Source organism: Streptomyces sp. NPDC048275, from assembly GCF_040652275.1.
GTDB lineage: Bacteria > Actinomycetota > Actinomycetes > Streptomycetales > Streptomycetaceae > Streptomyces.
Genome location: NZ_JBEZLR010000150.1, coordinates 1 through 16,899, shown reverse-complemented (window position 1 = coordinate 16,899; position 16,899 = coordinate 1). Strand labels below are relative to the sequence as shown.

Here is a 16,899-nt window from a genome sequence, read left to right as displayed (position 1 = left end):
AGATGTTCATCACCGGCCCCGACGTCGTCAAGGCGGTCACCGGCGAGGAGATCACCCAGAACGGCCTGGGCGGCGCGGACGTGCACGCCGAGACCAGCGGGGTCTGCCACTTCGCGTACGACGACGAGGAGACCTGCCTGGCGGAGGTCCGCTACCTGCTCTCGCTCCTCCCGCAGAACAACCGCGCGACCCCCCCGCGCGTGGTGTCGGCGGACCCCGCCGACCGGTGCGGCGAGGCGCTGCTCGATCTGGTGCCCGTCGACGGCAGCCGGCCCTACGACATGGCCCGGGTCATAGAGGAGATCGCCGACGACGGCGAGTATCTGGAGGTCCACGAGCGCTGGGCCCGCAACATCATCTGCGCGCTGGCCCGCCTCGACGGGCGGGTCGTGGGCATCGTCGCCAACCAGCCGCAGACCCTCGCGGGCGTCCTGGACATCGAGGCGTCCGAGAAGGCCGCCCGCTTCGTGCAGATGTGCGACGCGTTCAACATTCCGATCGTGACCCTGCTGGATGTCCCGGGGTTTTTGCCCGGCGTGGACCAGGAGCACGGCGGGATCATCCGGCACGGCGCGAAACTGCTGTACGCGTACTGCAACGCGACGGTGCCGCGGATCTCGCTCATCCTCAGGAAGGCGTACGGAGGTGCCTACATCGTCATGGACAGCCAGTCCATCGGCGCCGACCTCACCTACGCCTGGCCCACGAACGAGATCGCCGTGATGGGCGCCGAGGGCGCGGCCAACGTCATCTTCCGCCGGCAGATCGCCGAGGCCGCCGACCCCGACGCGATGCGGACCCGGATGGTCAAGGAGTACAAGTCCGAGCTGATGCACCCGTATTACGCGGCCGAGCGCGGACTGGTCGACGACGTCATCGACCCCGCCGAGACCCGCGAGGTGCTCATCCGCTCACTGGCGATGCTGCACACCAAGCACGCCGACCTGCCCTCCCGCAAGCACGGCAACCCCCCGCAGTAGCTCTGCCCCAGCCCCCGAGGGCCTCCCGGACCGCACCGGTGCGCACTCGGGGGTTCGGCATGCACAAAAAGAATACGCACGGTCTCTTTTTCTGGTGCCCATATGTCCGTGTTCGATGACTTTGGGCCGAACATTCACGCTGCTCGCGGCGCTTCTCCGGGTCGAGGGCGACTGGAGGAGTACTCCAGGCTCTCTGTTGACAAACCGTCCGTGCTGTTTTTTAATCGAGGTCTGACGCAGTGGGAGCAGGGGAGGCGGCGTGGACATCGACGTTCTGGGGGCGCTGGACGCGCGGGAGAACGGGGTGTCGGTCGCACCGACCGCACCCAAGCCCCGCCAGGTCCTCGCCCTGCTGGCGCTGCACGCGGACCAGGTGGTGCCCCTGTCCGTGCTCGTCGAGGAGCTGTGGGCCGGCAAGCCGCCGCGCAGCGCGCGCACCACCCTGCAGACGTACGTGCTCCAGCTGCGTGACCTCATCGACGCCGCCCTCGCCAAGGATGCGCCCGGCGGCGGGCGGGCGCGCAGCGCGAAGGACGTCCTGGTGACCGCGCCCGGCGGCTACATGCTCGTCAGCGGCGACGGCACCAGCGACGTCCGGGAGTTCGAACGTCTCGCCGGTCTGGGCTATCGGTCCATGGACGCCGGGGACTTCCCCGCGGCCGCCCGGGCGCTGCGCGAGGCCCTGGACCTGTGGACCGGTGCCGCCTTCGCCGGCGTGCAGCAGGGGGCCCAGCTGGGGATGGAGGCCAAGCGGCTGGAGGAGAGCCGCCTGTGCGCTCTCGACCAGCGCATCGAGGCCGATCTGCGCCTCGGACACCACCGCAAGCTGCTGGCCGAACTGACCGTGCTCGCCGGCCGCTACCGCACGCATGAGAATCTGCACGCCCAGTTCATGATCGCGCTCTATCGCTCGGGGCGGCGCGGTGAGGCGATGGACGTCTACCGCAGGCTCCGCACGACGCTCGTACAAGAGCTGGGGCTGGAGCCGTCCGCCCGGCTGAGCCGGCTGCAGAAGTTCCTGCTGTCGGCGTCCGCCGACAGCGCTCACAACCCGCCCGCACAACCGGCCTTCGCCCCGGACGGCGAGGACCTCGCGACGGCCCGCTGACCCCATGGCGCACGAGCACGGCCCGCGCTGTGCGCGCAGGCGACGGACTTGGGAGACGCCCAGATGACCAGCAACCCGCACCCGTTTGAGCAGGAGATTCCCGCGGTCACCGAGGCCGAGGCACTCACCTGGTCCACATCGGTGCTCGCCGAGCTGCTGAAGGTCCAGCCCGACCTGATCGACCCGCAGGCGCCCTTCCAGGCGCTGGGATTCGACTCCATGCTGACGGTCGCTTTCGTCGCCGGACTCAACGACCGGTACGGCACCCGGCTCAGCCCCGCCGTCCTGTCCGAGCACCTGACACCCGGCGCGCTCGCCCGCCACCTCGCGGGGGCGCACGGCAGCGCCCGGCCGCCTCGCGGTGCCGCGAAGCCCGCCGGCGGCCCCACGCCGGTCACCGAGGAACTGCGGTGCCAGCTCGCCGGGCTGCTGCACCATGCGCCCGGGGACCTCGACTGCGAGGCGGCGTTCGCCGAGCTGGGCCTCGACTCCGTCCTCGCCGCCGAGTTCGTCGCCGGCCTCAACCAGACCTACCACCTGGCCGAACCGGCCACCGTGCTCCACGACCACCCGAGCCTCACCGCGCTGGCCGCCCACATCGCCTCCCACAGCCCCTCCGCGCCCACGGTGTCCGCCCCGTCCGGCACACCGCCCGTGGCCCCGGCCGCGGCCGCGGTGGACCTGGAGGACCTGCTGGACGCCGTGCGCGACGACGTGCTGAGCGTCGACGAGGCCGTGGCGCTGCTGGCGGACCGCGCCTGACACAGGACGGACGCACAGCCGCATGGACCACCGGGAGATCCTCACCCGCTACAAGGCCGGCACCCTCGACCGGCGCCACGCGATCACCCTGCTGCGAGGCGGCAGCCCGGCCGGGCCGGGCCGGCCGCCCGTGCCGCACCCCACGGCGCCGCCCGCCGCCGGCGGCCACCTCCCGGCCGTAGCGGAGGGCTGCGCGGTCATCGGCATCGCCGGACGCTACCCGCACGCCCCCGACCTGGGCGCCTTCTGGCTGGAGGTACTGAAAGCGCGGGAGACCGTATCGGCCCCGCCGGCGCGGCGGGCCGGGGCGGGCGGCGGCGCACGGGGCCGCTTCATCGAGCGCGCCGACGAGTTCGACCCGGAGTTCTTCGGACTGCCCGGCACGGAAGCGGCCCTGATGGACCCTCAGGAACGGTTGTTCCTGGAGGTCGCGTGGGAGACGCTGGAGAGCGCCGGCTACACGGGCGTCAGGCTCGACGCGCTGGCCGCCGCCGACGGCGAACGGCGCAGCGTCGGCGTCTACGCGGCGATCTGCTCCGCGGACTACGCACTGCTGGCCGCCCAGGCCCAGGCCCAGGCCCAGGTGCAGGCCGACGGGTGCCCGGCGCCGCTCGTGGACGGCGGCCACTGGCGTGTGCCCAACCGGCTGTCCGTCCTCCTGGACCTGCGCGGCCCGAGCCACAGCGTGGACACCGCGCAGTCGTCCTTCCTCACGGCGGTGCACCAGGCGCTCGGCGCCTTGCGCACGGGGGAGTGCGCGGCGGCCCTCGTCGGCGCGGTGGACCTGCGGCTGCACCCCTCCCGGCACACACCCGGCGGTGGCGAGGCGGTCGGCGCGATCCTGCTCAAACCGCTCGCCCGGGCCCGCGCCGACGGCGACACGGTGCACGCGGTCATCCGCTCCAGCGCCGTCGTCCACCAGGGCAGCAACGACCCGCAGGCCACCGAGGAGCGGCTCGCCCGCGCGGCGCGGACCACGGCCGGCATCGGCGCGGCGGACATCACGCTCCGGGAGAGCGCGCACTCCGTGTCCCGCGGTGTCGGAGACGCGGGCGCGGCCACCGCGGTCGCCGCGCTGACCCGCACCGTGCTCCAGCTCCGCCACGCCACCCTCGCCCCCGACGGGCCGGGCGCACGGGCCAGGCCCTGGACGCCGCGGACCGCCGACGGCACGCCCCTGCGGCGCACGGCCTCGGTCACCGTACGCGGCGCGGGCGGGGTCTGCGCCCAGCTCGTCGTCGAGGAGTACCCGCACCCCCACCGGCCTGCCACCGCGGCGCCGGCCCGCCCCTCGCCCCCCGGCGGCCAGGAGGAACTGGTGCTCCTGTCGGCGCCCACACGGCAGCACCTGGTCGCCACGGCGCGCAGGTTCGCCGTCTGGGCGGCCGCGCTGCACGACGCCGACGGCGCGATCCCGGCGCCGGCCGACCTGGCCCGGGAACTGAGAACAGGCCGCGCCGCCATGGACTGCCGGCTCGCGGTGACGGTGCGGGACACCGCCCAGCTGGCGGCCGCGCTGCGCGCGTTCGGACGGGACCCCGAAGCCCGGCACACCGCCGTCAGCAGCGCCGACCTGCGCGCCCGTACGGCGGTCCCGCCGCTGGACGCCGAACTGCCCGAGACCCGCGACTACCTGACGGCGCTGTGGCGCGCGCGCCGCCACGAACAGCTGACGCGACTGTGGCTCAGCGGCGTCGACGTGAACGCGGTCGCGCGTCCGCGCACGCCGGTGGTGCCCCTGCCCACGACCGCGCTGATCCGCCGGCCGCTGTGGTTCGACCGCGGGGAGCACACCCGATGATCAGGGGAAGGCCCTACGTCACGAGCGCCACGGGGGCGGCCGAACCGGTCAAGGTGTGGCTGTGCGCCAACGACGACCTGCCGCCGGCCCTCGCCGGGGTGCTCGCCGCGCACTGGCTCGACGGACAGGAGAAGGAGACAGCCGGCCGGTTCGTGTTCGACCGCGACCGCCGACAGTACGTGGTGGCGCACACGCTGATGCGACGGGCCCTGGCGATGGAAGCGGGCCTGGTCGAGCCCGAACTGGTGATCTGGCGCTCGCCGCGGGGACGCCCCTTCCTGCAGTTCCCGGAGGGCGGCCTGCCCCGTGGCGGACACCAGCTCGACTTCAACCTGTCGCACGCCGGCGGCTACAACCTGCTGGGAGTGGTCCGCCGCCACCGCATCGGAGTCGACATCGAACGGGCCGACCGCGAGCCGCGCTCACTCGAGACCATCGCGCGCACGTTCACGCCACAGGAGCAGACCTGGGTGGCAGCAGCCGGCTGGGGAGGGCACCGCGAGCGCCGTGTACTGCGCCTGTGGACCCTCAAGGAGGCCTACTCCAAGGCGCGCGGCCTCGGACTCGGCCTGTCCTTCGACTCCTTCTCCTTCACGCTGGACGAGGACCGCGGCGTCACCGCCTTCAGCCCGCCCGCGGACGATCCGGCCGGGCGGTGGAGTTTCCTGGAACTGGAACCGGTGCCCGATGTGCTGGTCGCCATCGCGGTCCGGGCCGACGAGGGCGGCCCCGCCACACTCGAACTGCACCACGGGTTCCCCTGGACGCGGTCGGCTCCGCTCGCCATGGCGCTTCCCGAACCGGTGGGGGAGGAGACCGACCGGCAGGACAGGGTGCTCGTTCGCTGAACCCTTGTCCCGCGTGCCCCGGGTTTGGCCGCAGGGGAAAAGGATTCCGCGAAATCCGAAATCGGCCGGACCAGGGGATTCGTGCGCCCGCCCCGCGCGGACTCGAACAGATGGTGAAAGATCGAAAAATTCCGTAAATCAACGAAATTGGAAGCCCGCTACAGAGCCGCTCGAGAAAGGCGCTCAGGGGTCATGGATCCGGCTAGCTTGCTTTTCGGCACAGGTTTTTGGCCACCGGGCCACCGGCAGGACTGGCAAGGAGCGGACGAGCAACGGGGAGGGCCACGTGAGGATTCAGATTCTGGGTCCATTGAATGCCGAGGTCAATGAGAGGTCGATCGTTCCGACGGCTGGCAAGCCGCGGCAGATCCTGGCGTTGCTCGCGCTGTATCCGGGCCGGGTGCTGCCGGTCTCGACTCTGATGGAGGAGATCTGGGCCTCGAATCCGCCGCAGAGCGCGCTCACCACGCTGCAGACGTACATCCTTCAGCTGCGCAGGCGGCTGGGCACCGCGATGGGGCCCAGCGCCCCCCACGGCGCCAAGGACGTGCTGGTGACCCGGCACGGCGGGTATCTGCTGCAGATTCCCGACGCCGCCGTCGACGTGCATCAGTACGAGACGCTGACGCGGGAGGGACAGGCCGCCTTCGAGGCGGGCGACAACGAGGTTTCGGCCGGCCGCTTCCGGGCCGCCCTCGGCCTGTGGCGGGGGACGACGCTCGTCGACGTACGGCTCGGTCCCGTGCTCGAGATCGAGGCGATGCGTCTGGAGGAGAGCCGCCTGGTCACCGTCGAGCGCCGGATCGACGCCGATCTGAGGCTCGGCCGCCATGCCGAACTCCTCGCCGAACTCATGGAGCTGACCGCACGTCACCCGCAGCACGAGGGCCTGCACTCGCAGATCATGGTGGCGCTGTACCGCTCGGGCCGGCAGGGCTCGGCCCTGGACGTCTACCGCAGGCTGCGGGGGCGGCTCATCGAGGAGCTGGGCGTGGAGCCGTCGCCGCAGCTGCAGCGGCTGCACCAGGCCATGCTCGCCGTCGACCCGATGCTCGACGTGCTCTGCGGCCCGCGGCAGACGTCGACGTACGACTTCTTCGCCGCCTGAGGATCGGCGTGCGGCTGCCGGCGCCGGGAGACACGACGAGCGCGGACCCCGGCCGGGCGGGCCGAGCGTACCGGCCCCAGATGCCACCGTTTTCGCTTTCGATCTCGATGGGGCGGGAGCGCGCCGCGCCGGAATCCGGTGGTCTCGGCGTGGCCGGGGCCACCGGGGAGGAACTCAAGGGAGCCGGCCGGTGGAGGAAGGGCCTCGCGTCCTGGGCGGCGACGGGCAGGCCCCGAACCGTCTCGCCGGCGGAGCGGGGCCCCGACTGCTGACGCCACACCCGGTGTCCCGGGTCGCGCCGAGCACGTTACGCACCGTCAGTTCGCCGAAACGGTTTGCCCGCCCAGCGGTTGCGACCCCTGCCGCCCCCCCGCCCGGGGCCTTTCGGGGGAAGTTTGATGCGAGCGGACGTCCAGCGACACCGGACCGCTCCTTGAGCGGATCTCGAGCGGATCTCGAGCGCCCGGCCCGAAGGCCAGGGCGGGCCGGTCCGGTGCGGCCGGGAACCGGCTGCCTGGTCCCACGGCTGCCCGGTCCCGCGGCTGCCTGGTCCCGTGGCTGTCCGCCACCGTCCGCGCCGGGCACGGACGAGGAGGCGGACCGCGGCACGCTGCCGCAGGCCGCCTCCTGCTCGTCGGTCAGATACCGCGGGCCGGCGCAGGCCGGGTCACGTGCGCGGGCACAGCCACAGCGACGACTCGTACACGTCCTCGCCGGTCAGCTTGAAGCTGCGCTCGCCCCTCCAGCCCTCGTACCGGCCGGACAGGCCCCAGGCCTCGATCGTCTGCTTCACACCGGCCGTGAGGTCGTTGACGCTGGTGACGCCCACCGAGCGCACCACCGCACCATTCGCCAGCGTGTCCGTGTTGTCCTGCTCCGTCCACAGCTCGTCGCCGGTCTGGAACAGCACACGGCTGTTGCCGACGGCGTCGGCCACGACCTTGCCGCTGCGGTCGGTCAGCTCGTTGTGCCACGACCCGCCGTCGCCGACGCTGTAGCCCGCCGGCGGCGCGTCATCGTAGGTCGCGCTCAGCACGTGCTCGGTGAGGTTCCTGTACACGACGCAGCCGGAGCCGGCCGTACCCGTGGCGGACGCGCTGGCAGGCACTCCCACGAGCACGCCCGCCACACTCGCGGTCACGGCGGCAGCCACCAATGCCCGTCGTCCCTGTCCCATTCGGCGCATGGTCTTCCTTGTCTCTTCGGGAAACAGCGTGCGCCCCATGCTCGGACCGGCTGCTAAAGCCGTTCTTGACCCCGGAACACGACGCGGCCGCATGCGGCGGGCCCGTCCTGCCGGGAAGAACCGGGAGGGAGGTGTCCGGGTACGGGGCGGGGCGGATGCGGACATGGATTTCCGGCCGCTTTCCTAGCGCGGGTTTAGCGGCATTTCCCATGCTGTGCGCATGCGTTTGACGTACGGGATGGGCACATGAGCGTCCGGGCGGATGGCGGCGAGGAGTGGGTGCGCCGGTTCCATCCGGCGCCCGGGCAGCCCCTCCGGCTTGTCTGCCTGCCGCATGCCGGCGGCGCGGCCTCGTTCTTCTTCCCCTTCTCCGCGGCGCTCGCTTCCCGCGCCGACGTGCTGGCCATCCAGTACCCGGGCCGTCAGGACCGCCGCCACGAGCGGCTGAGGACCACCGTCGGGGAACTCGCCGAGGAGACCCACCAGGCGCTGCTGCCCTGGGCCGACCGGCCGCTGGTCCTGTTCGGGCACAGCATGGGCGCGGTCATCGCGTTCGAGGTGGCGCGGATGTTCCAGCGGGCCGGCGCCCCGCCGCTGGGCCTGATCGTCTCCGGCCGCAGGCCACCCGACGTACAGCGCACGGAGCGGGTGCACCTGCTCGGCGACGACGGACTCCTCGACGAGATCCGCAAGCTGAGCGGCACGGATCCGGGCGTGCTGGACGACGAGGAGGTGCTGCGCATGGTGGTGCCGGCGATCCGTGCCGACTACCGGGCCGTCGAGAACTACCGCTACCGGCCCGACCGTGCGGGAGCGGCCCTCGACTGCCCGCTGAGCGTGCTCACCGGCGAAGCCGATCCACGGGTGAGTGTCCCCCAGGCCAGGGACTGGGCGGCGTTCTCCAGCGGCCCGTTCGCGTTCCGCAGCTTCCCCGGCGGCCACTTCTATCTGACGCCGCAGCGCGACCACGTGGTGCGGGCGATCCTCGAGGACCTCACGAGCTTCGCCGGCACGCTGACTCCCTGAGCGCCGCGACCGTCCCGCCGGGCGTGGGCGGCAGCGGGCGCGGGAGATAGGGGTCGGTAGGGGTGTCGGGGGCTTCGGGCGCGTCCCTAGCGTTGCGGAAAGGCACGCTGTCGGCACCCGGGTGTCGCTCTGCGCGATCTCGGATTCCACGGCCCCCCACCGATTCCGCGCATCCCGTGGCATGGCGTTGTGCGCCTTCAAGGAAGTTGAGGTCATGGAAACAATCCTCAGGAAGTTAGGGCGGAGCACCGCCCGCCACCCCCTGCTCACCATCGGGGCGTGGGTGCTGGCCATCGTGGCGCTCCTGGGCGTGGGACAGGCCGCCGGCGGAGGGTTCGTCAACGAGTTCCGGATTCCGGGGTCGGACTCCCAGCGGGCGGTCGACCTGGCAACGAAGCACTTCCCTGCCGTGGGTGCGGTGAGCGCGGACGTCACCTGGCGGGCCGAGAGCGGCACCCTGGCCGACCCCGACAAGGCGGCCGCCGTGAAGGCGGTCGTCACCGAGTTCCGCACCCAGGCCGATGTGCGCTCCGCGGACGACCCGCTGGCCGCCCAGGGCACGCGCAGTGAGGACGGCAGGACGGCGCTGAGCGCGGTGCAGTACGGCAAGTCGATCGGCGAGCTGACCGCGGACGCCTACAAGCGACTCGACAAGGCGGCCGAGCAGGCACGGGAGGCCGGCGTCGCGGTCGAGTTCCGCGGGCAGGTACCGGATCTTGCGTCCACGCCGGAGACCGGCAGCTCCGAACTCATCGGTGTGGCCGCGGCGCTGATCATCCTGTTGCTCGCGTTCGGGTCGGTGGTCGCGGCCGGGCTGCCGGTGCTGGTCGCGCTGGCCGGTCTGGCGGGCGGCACCGCCCTGGTGCTGATCGCCGGTGCCGGCATGGACATCCCCGCCATCGCGCCGATCGTCGCGGTCATGCTCGGGCTGGGCGCCGGCGTCGACTACGCGCTGTTCGTGGTCACCCGGTTCCGGCAGGCCCTGGCACAGGGCCTGCCCAAGGTGGAGGCGGTGGGCGAGGCCATGGCCACCGCCGGACACGCCGTGCTGTTCGCCGGGGCGACGGTCGTTGCCGCCATTCTCGGCCTGCTGCTCACCGGCATCCCCTTCATCGGCGGCATGGGCGTGGCGGCGGCGCTGACCGTGGCCATGACCCTGTGCTCGGCACTGACCCTGCTGCCTGCCGTGCTGGGCCTGCTCGGACACCGCGTCAACGCGCTGCGCGTCGGCCGGCGCCGGCCGGCGGCCCCGGCCGAGGACGGCTTCTGGGCCCGCTGGGTGGACCGGGTCGTCCAGCGCCGTTACCTGTTCGCGGGCGTCTCGCTGGTGGTGCTCGCGGTCCTCATCGTCCCGCTGTTCAGCCTGCGCCTGGGCACCCCCGACGACGGCAACAGCCCCGAGAGCTTCACCCAGCGCAAGGCGTACGACACGGTCTCCGCGGCGTTCGGCCCGGGCAGCAACGCCCAGCTGCTGCTGGTCGCCGAGCTCGGCGACGGCGCCCAGAGCGGCAACGACGCCGCGCTCAAGCGGCTGGGCACCGCGCTCGCCCAGGACAAGGAGGTCGCCTCGGTGACCCCGGCCGCGGTCAGCGAGGACAAGGAAGTCGCCCTGCTGACCGTGGTGCCCCGGCACGGCCCGCAGGATGCCGAGGTCAGCGACCTGCTGCACCGCATCCGTGACGACGTCGCGCCCGAAGCGGCGGCCGGCACCGACGTCAAGGTCTACGTCGGCGGCACCACCGCGTTCGTCACCGACCTGTCGGACGCGGTCGGCAAACGGCTGCCCTGGATGGTGCTCGCCGTGCTGGGCGTGGCGGCGGTGCTGCTGATCGGGATGTTCCGGGCACCGCTGATGGCCCTCAAGGCGGCACTGCTGGCGCTGCTGTCGGTGGGCTCCTCGATCGGCGTGCTCGTCGCGGTCTTCCAGTGGGGCTGGGGACTGCCGCTGACCGGCATGGACGACACCGTCCCGATCATCTCCATGGTGCCGATGCTGCTGTTCGCGGTGCTCTTCGGACTCTCCATGGACTACGAGGTGTTCATGCTCTCCGCGATCAAGGAACAGTACGACCGGTCGCGTGACCCGGTGCGTTCCCTGCGCGCGGGCCTGGGCAGCACCGCCCTGGTGATCGTCGCGGCCGCCGCGATCATGGCCGTGGTCTTCCTGTCCTTCGTCCCGATCAGCGACCCGTCCATCAAGATGATCGGCGTCGGGCTCGCCGCCGCGGTGCTCGTGGACGTCTTCGTCGTACGGATGATCCTGCTGCCCGCGGTGATGAGCATCCTGGGCCACAAGGCCTGGAGCGGCTGGGGCCGCCGCCCGCAGCCGGCCCCCGTCACCGTGCCGGCGCCCGCGCCCGGCGCCGACGAGCGGATCGAGGTCCCCTCGAAGACGCGCTGACCGCACCCGCCGGTGCACCGGCCCCGTGGCCTTCGGAGCGTCACGTTTCCGAAGGCCACCCGCCGTGCCCCGCACCCGGCCCCTCACCACCGGGCGCTCAGATTGCGGACCCGGATCCCGTACCGCGTCGCCGGGACCAGCCAGCGGGCACCCACGGCGGCGAACCGCTGCCGCGGCATCACCAGCTTGCGGTGCGCGGCCTCGTAGCCGGCCAGGGCCACGGCATGCTCGCCCGGGTGGGCCGCGACCCGCTCGGCCAGGGTGCAGGCCCCGGCCATGGCCAGGCTCGAACCGTCGCCGAACAGCGAGACACACGACGCGGCGTCCCCCAGCAGCGTGACCCGGCCGCGCGACCAACTGCCCAGCCGCACCTGGCTGACCGAGTCGAAGTACAGCTCGTCGGTGGCCCGCACCCGCTCCAGCAGCTCGGGCACCCGCCAGCCGGCGTCCGCGTAGGCGCCGGCCAGCAGCCGCTTGTGCTGCGCCGTGTCGCGGTGGTCGAAGTCCGCCACCTCGGGGCTGCGGAACACGAAGAACGCCAGCGCGCCGGTGCGTGCGGGGGAGACGGTGACCGCCTTGCCCGGCGTGTTGTACATGAGCACGCTTCGGCGGTCGTGCTCGAGCGCGCCATCGGCCGGCGTGGTCGCCGCGTACAGCCCCATGTGGCGCACGAACCGCGACTCCGGCCCGAACACCAGCCGCCGTACCGTCGAGTGCAGCCCGTCCGTACCCACCACCAGGCCGAACCGGCGGGGCGCGGCCCGCTCGAAGGTGACGTCCACGCCGTGCGCGTCCTGCTCCAGCCCGGCGATGGAGTCGTCGAAGAGGAACTCGGCACTCTCCCGGCCCGCTTCGTACAGGATCGCGCCGAGATCCCCGCGGGGCAGCTCGACCTGCTTGCCGCTGTCGGCCTGCGGCAGCCGGACCCGGGCCACCTGCCGGCCCGTGCCGTCGACGAAGGACAGCCCCTCGACTCCGGTGCTCGCCTCACGGATGTGCTTCATGACCCCCATCCGTTCGGCCACCCGCGCCGCCGGGCCCCGTACGTCCACCGGGCTGCCGCTGGAACGCACACTCGCCGCCCGCTCCACCAGGGTGACCCGCAAGCCGTGGCGGGCCAGCCAGTAGGCCAGGGTGCATCCGGCGATGCCGCCCCCGGAGATCAACACGGTTTCGCTGCTCATCACGCTCTCCTGCCGGCTCTGTCGGTGGATGTCGGTACGCAGTGTGGTCCCGGCCCGGCCGGGCGGTGTGCAGATCCGGCCGTGCCCGGCCGGATCGCCACGCCCGTTCAAGGCGCGCTCGAGCCGGACCTGAGGACGGGCGGGGACGGTGGCGGAGCGAGGACCGGTGCCCTGGTCCGGTCATGCCTGCACGGGTGCGCCCCGAAGAACGTCCGGAAACCGGAAAGAGGAACCAGCAGGTGACGGCCCGTCCGTTCGCTCATTCTCCACGCCTGTCGAACCCGCTCGCCCCTGTTCGCCGTCTGTCCTGGAGGCTGCTGTGACAGCACCCGACCTGTCCACCTCACCGCGCCGCTGGTGGGCGCTGGGTGCACTGGCCCTCAGCGTTCTGATCATCGGCCTCGACGGAACCATCATCAACGTCGCGCTGCCGACGATCGCCGACGACCTGGGCGCGGACAGCGCCCAGCTGCAGTGGATCAGCGGCGGCTACCTGCTCACCCTGTCCGCGTGCATGCTGCCGGTCGGTATCCTCGGCGACCGCTACGGCCAAAAGCGGCTGCTCCTCACCGGCATCGGCCTCTTCGGCGTCGCATCGCTGGCCGGCGCGGTGGTCGGCACGACCGGCGCGGTGATCGCGGTGCGCACCCTCCTCGGTGTCGGCGCCGCGATGATCATGCCGCTGTCCATGGCGCTGCTGCCCCGGATCTTCGCCAAGGAGGAGATCCCCAAGGCCATCGCCGTCTGGACCGCGGCGGCCGCCCTGGGCATGCCGATCGGCCCGGTCGTCGGCGGCTGGCTGCTCGACCACTTCTGGTGGGGCTCGGTCTTCCTCTTCAACATCCCGGTCGTCGTCGTCGCCCTGGTCGCCGCCGCCTGGCTGCTGCCGGGCGACCGGGCCGGCACATCGAAGGCGCGGGCGAGGTCCGCCCGGTTCGACGCGCCGGGCACGGTGCTGGGTGCCGCGGCCATCACCGCGATCGTCTACGGCACCATCCTGGTGCCGCGCGACGGATGGGGCAGCCCGGCAGTGCTCGCCAGCCTGATCGCCGGTGTGGTGCTCGCCGTCGCGTTCGTGGTGCGCGAGCGGACCTACGCCCACCCCTTGGTGGACCTCGGGCTGTTCTCCCAGCGCGGTTTCCTGTGGGGCACGCTGATGGCGATCTTCGGCAACTTCGCCATCATGGGCATCCTGTTCGTGGTGCCGCAGTACCTGGAAGGCGTCCTCGGCAACGACTCGCTCGGCACCGGTGTGCGGGTGCTCCCGCTGATGGGCGGCCTGCTGGTGTCCGCGACACTGAGCGAGAACCTGGTGCCCCGGTTCGGCGCCCGGATCGTCATGCCGACGGGCCTGGCCGTGCTCGCCGCCGGCGCCCTGCTCGGTGCCCGGCTCGACAGCGGCGACGGCTACGGCTTCACCGCGCTGTGGCTCTCCGTGACCGGGCTCGGCTTCGGCATGGTCATGGTTCCCGCCACCAGCATGGCGCTGTCCTCGCTGACCACGGAGAACTCGGGCCAAGGCGCCAGCCTGCTGGAGACCGTGCAGCAGCTCGGCGGTGTCCTCGGCGTGGCAGGGCTGGGCAGTCTGCTCAGCGCCGGCTACCTCGACAGGCTGTCGGTGACCGGGCTGCCCGACGCGGCCGCCGACGCGGCCCGCGACTCGGTGACAGCGTCCAACGCCGTGGCCGGCCAGCTGAAGAACCCCGACCTGCTGGCCTCCGGCCACGCCGCCTTCATCCACGGCATGAGCCTGGTCCTGATCGCGTGCGCCGTGCTCTCGCTGCTCACCGCGGTCCTCTCGGCCGTCTTCCTGCCCTCACGCACCAAAGCACCAGCCCCGGACACCGACGACGCGACCGATACCGCCCCGGACCCCGCCGACGACCCGGTCCCGACCGCGGCCCAGGGCACACCGGCGCCCCCGTCCGGCAAGAGCACACTGGTCTGAGCGACGCTGTTCCCCCTCCGCGGACGGGCTCGGCCCGTCCGCGGAACGCCTGTGTCCACAACCAACACCCCACGGCCACCGGACCGTTGACACCGCTCACCCCGGCCGCCGCCGCAGACCCGGGCGGCCGGCGTGCCGTCGGCGTCGGTGACCCCGCCGCGCTACACCCCGTATCTCCCGCGCCCGGACCCTCGGGCGCCACCTCACCGACACCCATCGCGGCCACCCAGCGCCGAGGCCGCAACCCTGCGGGGCTGCGGCCTCGGCACTTGAGTGTTGACATGCTGCGTACGCGGGTACGGCAACCGGGCGGTGTGACCGCTCAGTTCGTGGACGGATCCCCGAACCAGGTCGTCAGCGCGGCCGCCAGGCCCTGCGCATCGTCCCCGGCCCACACGACCCAGCCGTCGGGGCGCACCAGCAGGGCCGGTGCGTCCAGCTCCTCGGCCGGCTGCGCGCGCACCACGTCCACCCGGTCCTGCCAACCGGACAGGTCGCCCAGCTGCGCACCCCGCGACAGGTCGAACACGACGCCACGGCCGCCCGCCAGAGCCTCGCCGGTGCCGGAGTCCCCGCAGTCGGTCTTCAGCGGCACGTGCGGGACACGGTGGCCCACGATCGGCAGGTCGCCCTCGGCGCGCACGGGGTACTCGATGTCCGTCGACCAGGTCGCCAGCCGGTAGTTGACCTCGTCGATCTTGACCAGGTCCGCGACCACTTCGCGCAGCGCCTCCACCTTCTCCAGCGGGTGGATCAGCGCCATCTGCGCCTGCGCGGCCTGGCAGGCACGGAACCCGGCCACATGGCGCTCGGCGTGGTAGGAGTCGAGCAGCCCTTCCGGGGCCCAGCCCTTGACGGCCGCGGCGAGCTTCCAGGCCAGGTTGACCGCATCGCCCAGACCGGTGTTGAGACCGTGGCTCGCGGTCGGCACGTAGTGGTGGGCGGCCTCGCCGGCGATGAACACCCGGCCCTCGCGGTAGCGCTCGGCGAGCTGGGTGGTCCCCGCGTAGCGCCTGATCCACAGGGGCTCGCCGACTTTCTTGTCCTCGCCGGTGACCCGCTTGATGTTGCGCATCAGCTCCTCGGAGGTGGGAGGCACCGACTCCGGCGGCGCCTGAATGTCGAACTCCACCGTCTGCAGACGCCAGCGTCCGGTGCCCTCCGGCAGCGCACCGAAGACGCCGCCCGCCCGGACACCGGCCTCGAACTCACCGTCGTAGGAAGCGAAGTCACCCAGGATGCCGTACCAGGACTTGCCCCTGCGCGAGACGCCGATGCCCGCCAGCTCCCGCACCAGGCTGTCACGACCGTCGCAGCCCACCAGGTATGCGCCGCGCAGCTCGTAGTCACCGTCGGCGCAGCGCACCTGGACGGTGACCCCGGAGTCGTCCTGGCTGTACCCGGTGACCGTGTGCCCACGGCGCACGTCCGCACCGGCCTCGGCCGCCTGCGCCTGCAGCATCCGCTCGATCGCGGTCTGCGAGACGAGCAGGTTGTACTCCGACTCCAGCTTGGTCAGGTCGAGCCAGACCATGCCGAAGTGCAGCGCCGGCCACTTGGGCTGCTCGCCGAGCTTGTCCAACAGCCCGCGCTCGGTGAAGACGTCCACCAGCCGCGAATGGAAGGTGCCGACGTGCTCGTTGGCGTGGTGCTCCACGCGCTCCTCGAGCACCACCGCCGGCACGCCCGCACGGCCGAGGTCGAACGCGAGCAGAAGACCGACCGGCCCACCGCCCGCGATGATGACGGGGTAATTCATTGCAGACTCCTCAGGGTTGACTTCACCGGGCGGTGAGCAGCGCGCTGCGCAGGTGCTCGGCGAGCGCGGCCGGGGTCGGGTGGTCGTACACGGCGACCGGATCGAGCTCCAGCCCCTCCGCGCCCAGCCGCTTGCTCAGTTCCAGCGCGGTGAACGAGGACAGACCGAGTTCGAGGAATTCCAGGCGTACGTCGATCAGTTCCGCGTCGCCCAGCCCCAGTACGTCCGCGGTGTACTGGCGTACGGTCTCCAGCAGGAAGCCGTCCACCTCGTCGCCGGACATCCCGGCCAGGCGCTCGCGCAACGTCACGGGCGACTCGGTGTCCTGCACCGCCTCCTGCGTCCTTGCCGCGGACGCCTGGGAGCTGTGCCAGTCGCCCAGCGCGGGCAGCAGCTCGGCCAGCGCTCCGCGCTGAGCCGCGTCCAGTGAGAGCAGCCGGGCCAGCGAGGCTTCGTCGCCCGCGGCCACCGCCTCCCACAACTCGCCGTCGGCGCTCCGCACAGCGCTCGCGGCCACCGGGTCGAGCCAGTAGCGACGCCGCTGGAAGGCGTAGGTGGGGAGGGGGAGCGTGCGGCCGTGGACGGGCCAGGTGACGGGGTGTCCGTTGACGTGGGCGGCGCCTACGGCGGCCAACAGGGCATGCGGCTCGGGGCGGTTGGGCTGCAACACCGGCACGAGGACAGCCGGGCTCCCCGCGAGGGTGGTGGCGGCCATCGCGGTGAGGGTGGCGTCGGGGCCGAGTTCCACGAAGGTCGTCACGCCTGCTTGGTGGAGGGTGGTGATGGTG

At 72.3% G+C, this 16,899-nt stretch carries 13 protein-coding genes; 9 read left to right on the top strand and 4 right to left on the bottom strand.

Annotated elements, in window-relative coordinates; genetic code table 11:
• From AB0D57_RS44715 to AB0D57_RS44690, 6 genes are all read left to right on the top strand, one after another.
• A partial coding sequence (locus AB0D57_RS44715) for a carboxyl transferase domain-containing protein (RefSeq protein WP_362088024.1) occupies positions 1–980 on the top strand: 980 nt, incomplete at its 5' end.
• A gap of 259 nt (positions 981–1,239) precedes the next feature.
• Positions 1,240–2,088 carry an AfsR/SARP family transcriptional regulator gene (locus tag AB0D57_RS44710; protein WP_362088022.1) on the top strand — a complete coding sequence of 283 codons (849 nt, stop codon included), beginning with the start codon at positions 1,240–1,242 and terminating at the stop codon, positions 2,086–2,088.
• A 63-nt stretch (positions 2,089–2,151) separates the two neighbouring features.
• Positions 2,152–2,850, top strand: a complete 699-nt coding sequence (locus AB0D57_RS44705; protein ID WP_362088020.1) for an acyl carrier protein — start codon at positions 2,152–2,154, stop codon at positions 2,848–2,850.
• Between the two features lie 22 nt (positions 2,851–2,872).
• Positions 2,873–4,651: a beta-ketoacyl synthase N-terminal-like domain-containing protein gene (locus AB0D57_RS44700; RefSeq protein WP_362088018.1), complete on the top strand. Its 1,779-nt coding sequence runs from the start codon at positions 2,873–2,875 to the stop codon at positions 4,649–4,651.
• Complete coding sequence (locus AB0D57_RS44695; protein WP_362088016.1) at positions 4,648–5,499, top strand: 4'-phosphopantetheinyl transferase superfamily protein; 852 nt, start codon at positions 4,648–4,650, stop codon at positions 5,497–5,499. The genes AB0D57_RS44700 and AB0D57_RS44695 overlap by 4 nt, the downstream gene beginning before the upstream one ends.
• 286 nt (positions 5,500–5,785) lie before the next feature.
• Positions 5,786–6,607 (top strand): AfsR/SARP family transcriptional regulator, encoded by an 822-nt coding sequence (locus tag AB0D57_RS44690; protein ID WP_362088014.1) that lies wholly within the window; start codon positions 5,786–5,788, stop codon positions 6,605–6,607.
• Between the two features lie 667 nt (positions 6,608–7,274).
• Here the strand turns inward: AB0D57_RS44690 and AB0D57_RS44685 are convergent.
• Positions 7,275–7,784 carry a hypothetical protein gene (locus AB0D57_RS44685; protein WP_362088012.1) on the bottom strand — a complete coding sequence of 170 codons (510 nt, stop codon included), beginning with the start codon at positions 7,782–7,784 and terminating at the stop codon, positions 7,275–7,277.
• A gap of 255 nt (positions 7,785–8,039) precedes the next feature.
• Here AB0D57_RS44685 and AB0D57_RS44680 point away from each other — a divergent pair, with 255 nt between their 5' ends.
• Positions 8,040–8,819, top strand: coding sequence for an alpha/beta fold hydrolase (locus AB0D57_RS44680; RefSeq protein ID WP_362088010.1), 780 nt, complete (start codon positions 8,040–8,042; stop codon positions 8,817–8,819).
• A 214-nt stretch (positions 8,820–9,033) separates the two neighbouring features.
• Positions 9,034–11,220 (top strand): MMPL family transporter, encoded by a 2,187-nt coding sequence (locus AB0D57_RS44675; RefSeq protein ID WP_362088008.1) that lies wholly within the window; start codon positions 9,034–9,036, stop codon positions 11,218–11,220.
• An 83-nt stretch (positions 11,221–11,303) separates the two neighbouring features.
• On the opposite strand, the gene AB0D57_RS44670 is transcribed toward AB0D57_RS44675, so the two are convergent.
• The gene (locus AB0D57_RS44670; protein WP_362088006.1) at positions 11,304–12,515 is read right to left on the bottom strand and encodes an FAD-dependent oxidoreductase; all 1,212 of its coding nucleotides are present in this window, start codon (positions 12,513–12,515) and stop codon (positions 11,304–11,306) included.
• 208 nt (positions 12,516–12,723) lie between these two features.
• Between AB0D57_RS44670 and AB0D57_RS44665 the strand changes: the two genes are divergently transcribed.
• Complete coding sequence (locus AB0D57_RS44665) at positions 12,724–14,352, top strand: MFS transporter (protein ID WP_362088004.1); 1,629 nt, start codon at positions 12,724–12,726, stop codon at positions 14,350–14,352.
• A 322-nt stretch (positions 14,353–14,674) separates the two neighbouring features.
• Here AB0D57_RS44665 and AB0D57_RS44660 read toward each other — a convergent pair whose 3' ends face one another.
• Positions 14,675–16,111, bottom strand: coding sequence for an FAD-dependent monooxygenase (locus AB0D57_RS44660; protein WP_362088002.1), 1,437 nt, complete (start codon positions 16,109–16,111; stop codon positions 14,675–14,677).
• A 22-nt stretch (positions 16,112–16,133) separates the two neighbouring features.
• Positions 16,134–16,899 (bottom strand): phosphopantetheine-binding protein (locus AB0D57_RS44655; RefSeq protein ID WP_362088000.1); only part of this gene is annotated, 766 nt, incomplete at its 5' end.

Excerpts from the sequence above, each read along its gene's own strand:
- AB0D57_RS44685 (WP_362088012.1), bottom strand. The coding sequence starts at position 7,784 with ATGGGACAGGGACGACGGGCATTGGTGGCTGCCGCCGTGACCGCGAGT.
- AB0D57_RS44705 (WP_362088020.1), top strand. The coding sequence starts at position 2,152 with ATGACCAGCAACCCGCACCCGTTTGAGCAGGAGATTCCCGCGGTCACC.
- AB0D57_RS44675 (WP_362088008.1), top strand. The coding sequence starts at position 9,034 with ATGGAAACAATCCTCAGGAAGTTAGGGCGGAGCACCGCCCGCCACCCC.
- AB0D57_RS44680 (WP_362088010.1), top strand. The coding sequence starts at position 8,040 with ATGAGCGTCCGGGCGGATGGCGGCGAGGAGTGGGTGCGCCGGTTCCAT.
- AB0D57_RS44695 (WP_362088016.1), top strand. The coding sequence starts at position 4,648 with ATGATCAGGGGAAGGCCCTACGTCACGAGCGCCACGGGGGCGGCCGAA.
- AB0D57_RS44660 (WP_362088002.1), bottom strand. The coding sequence starts at position 16,111 with ATGAATTACCCCGTCATCATCGCGGGCGGTGGGCCGGTCGGTCTTCTG.
- AB0D57_RS44700 (WP_362088018.1), top strand. The coding sequence starts at position 2,873 with ATGGACCACCGGGAGATCCTCACCCGCTACAAGGCCGGCACCCTCGAC.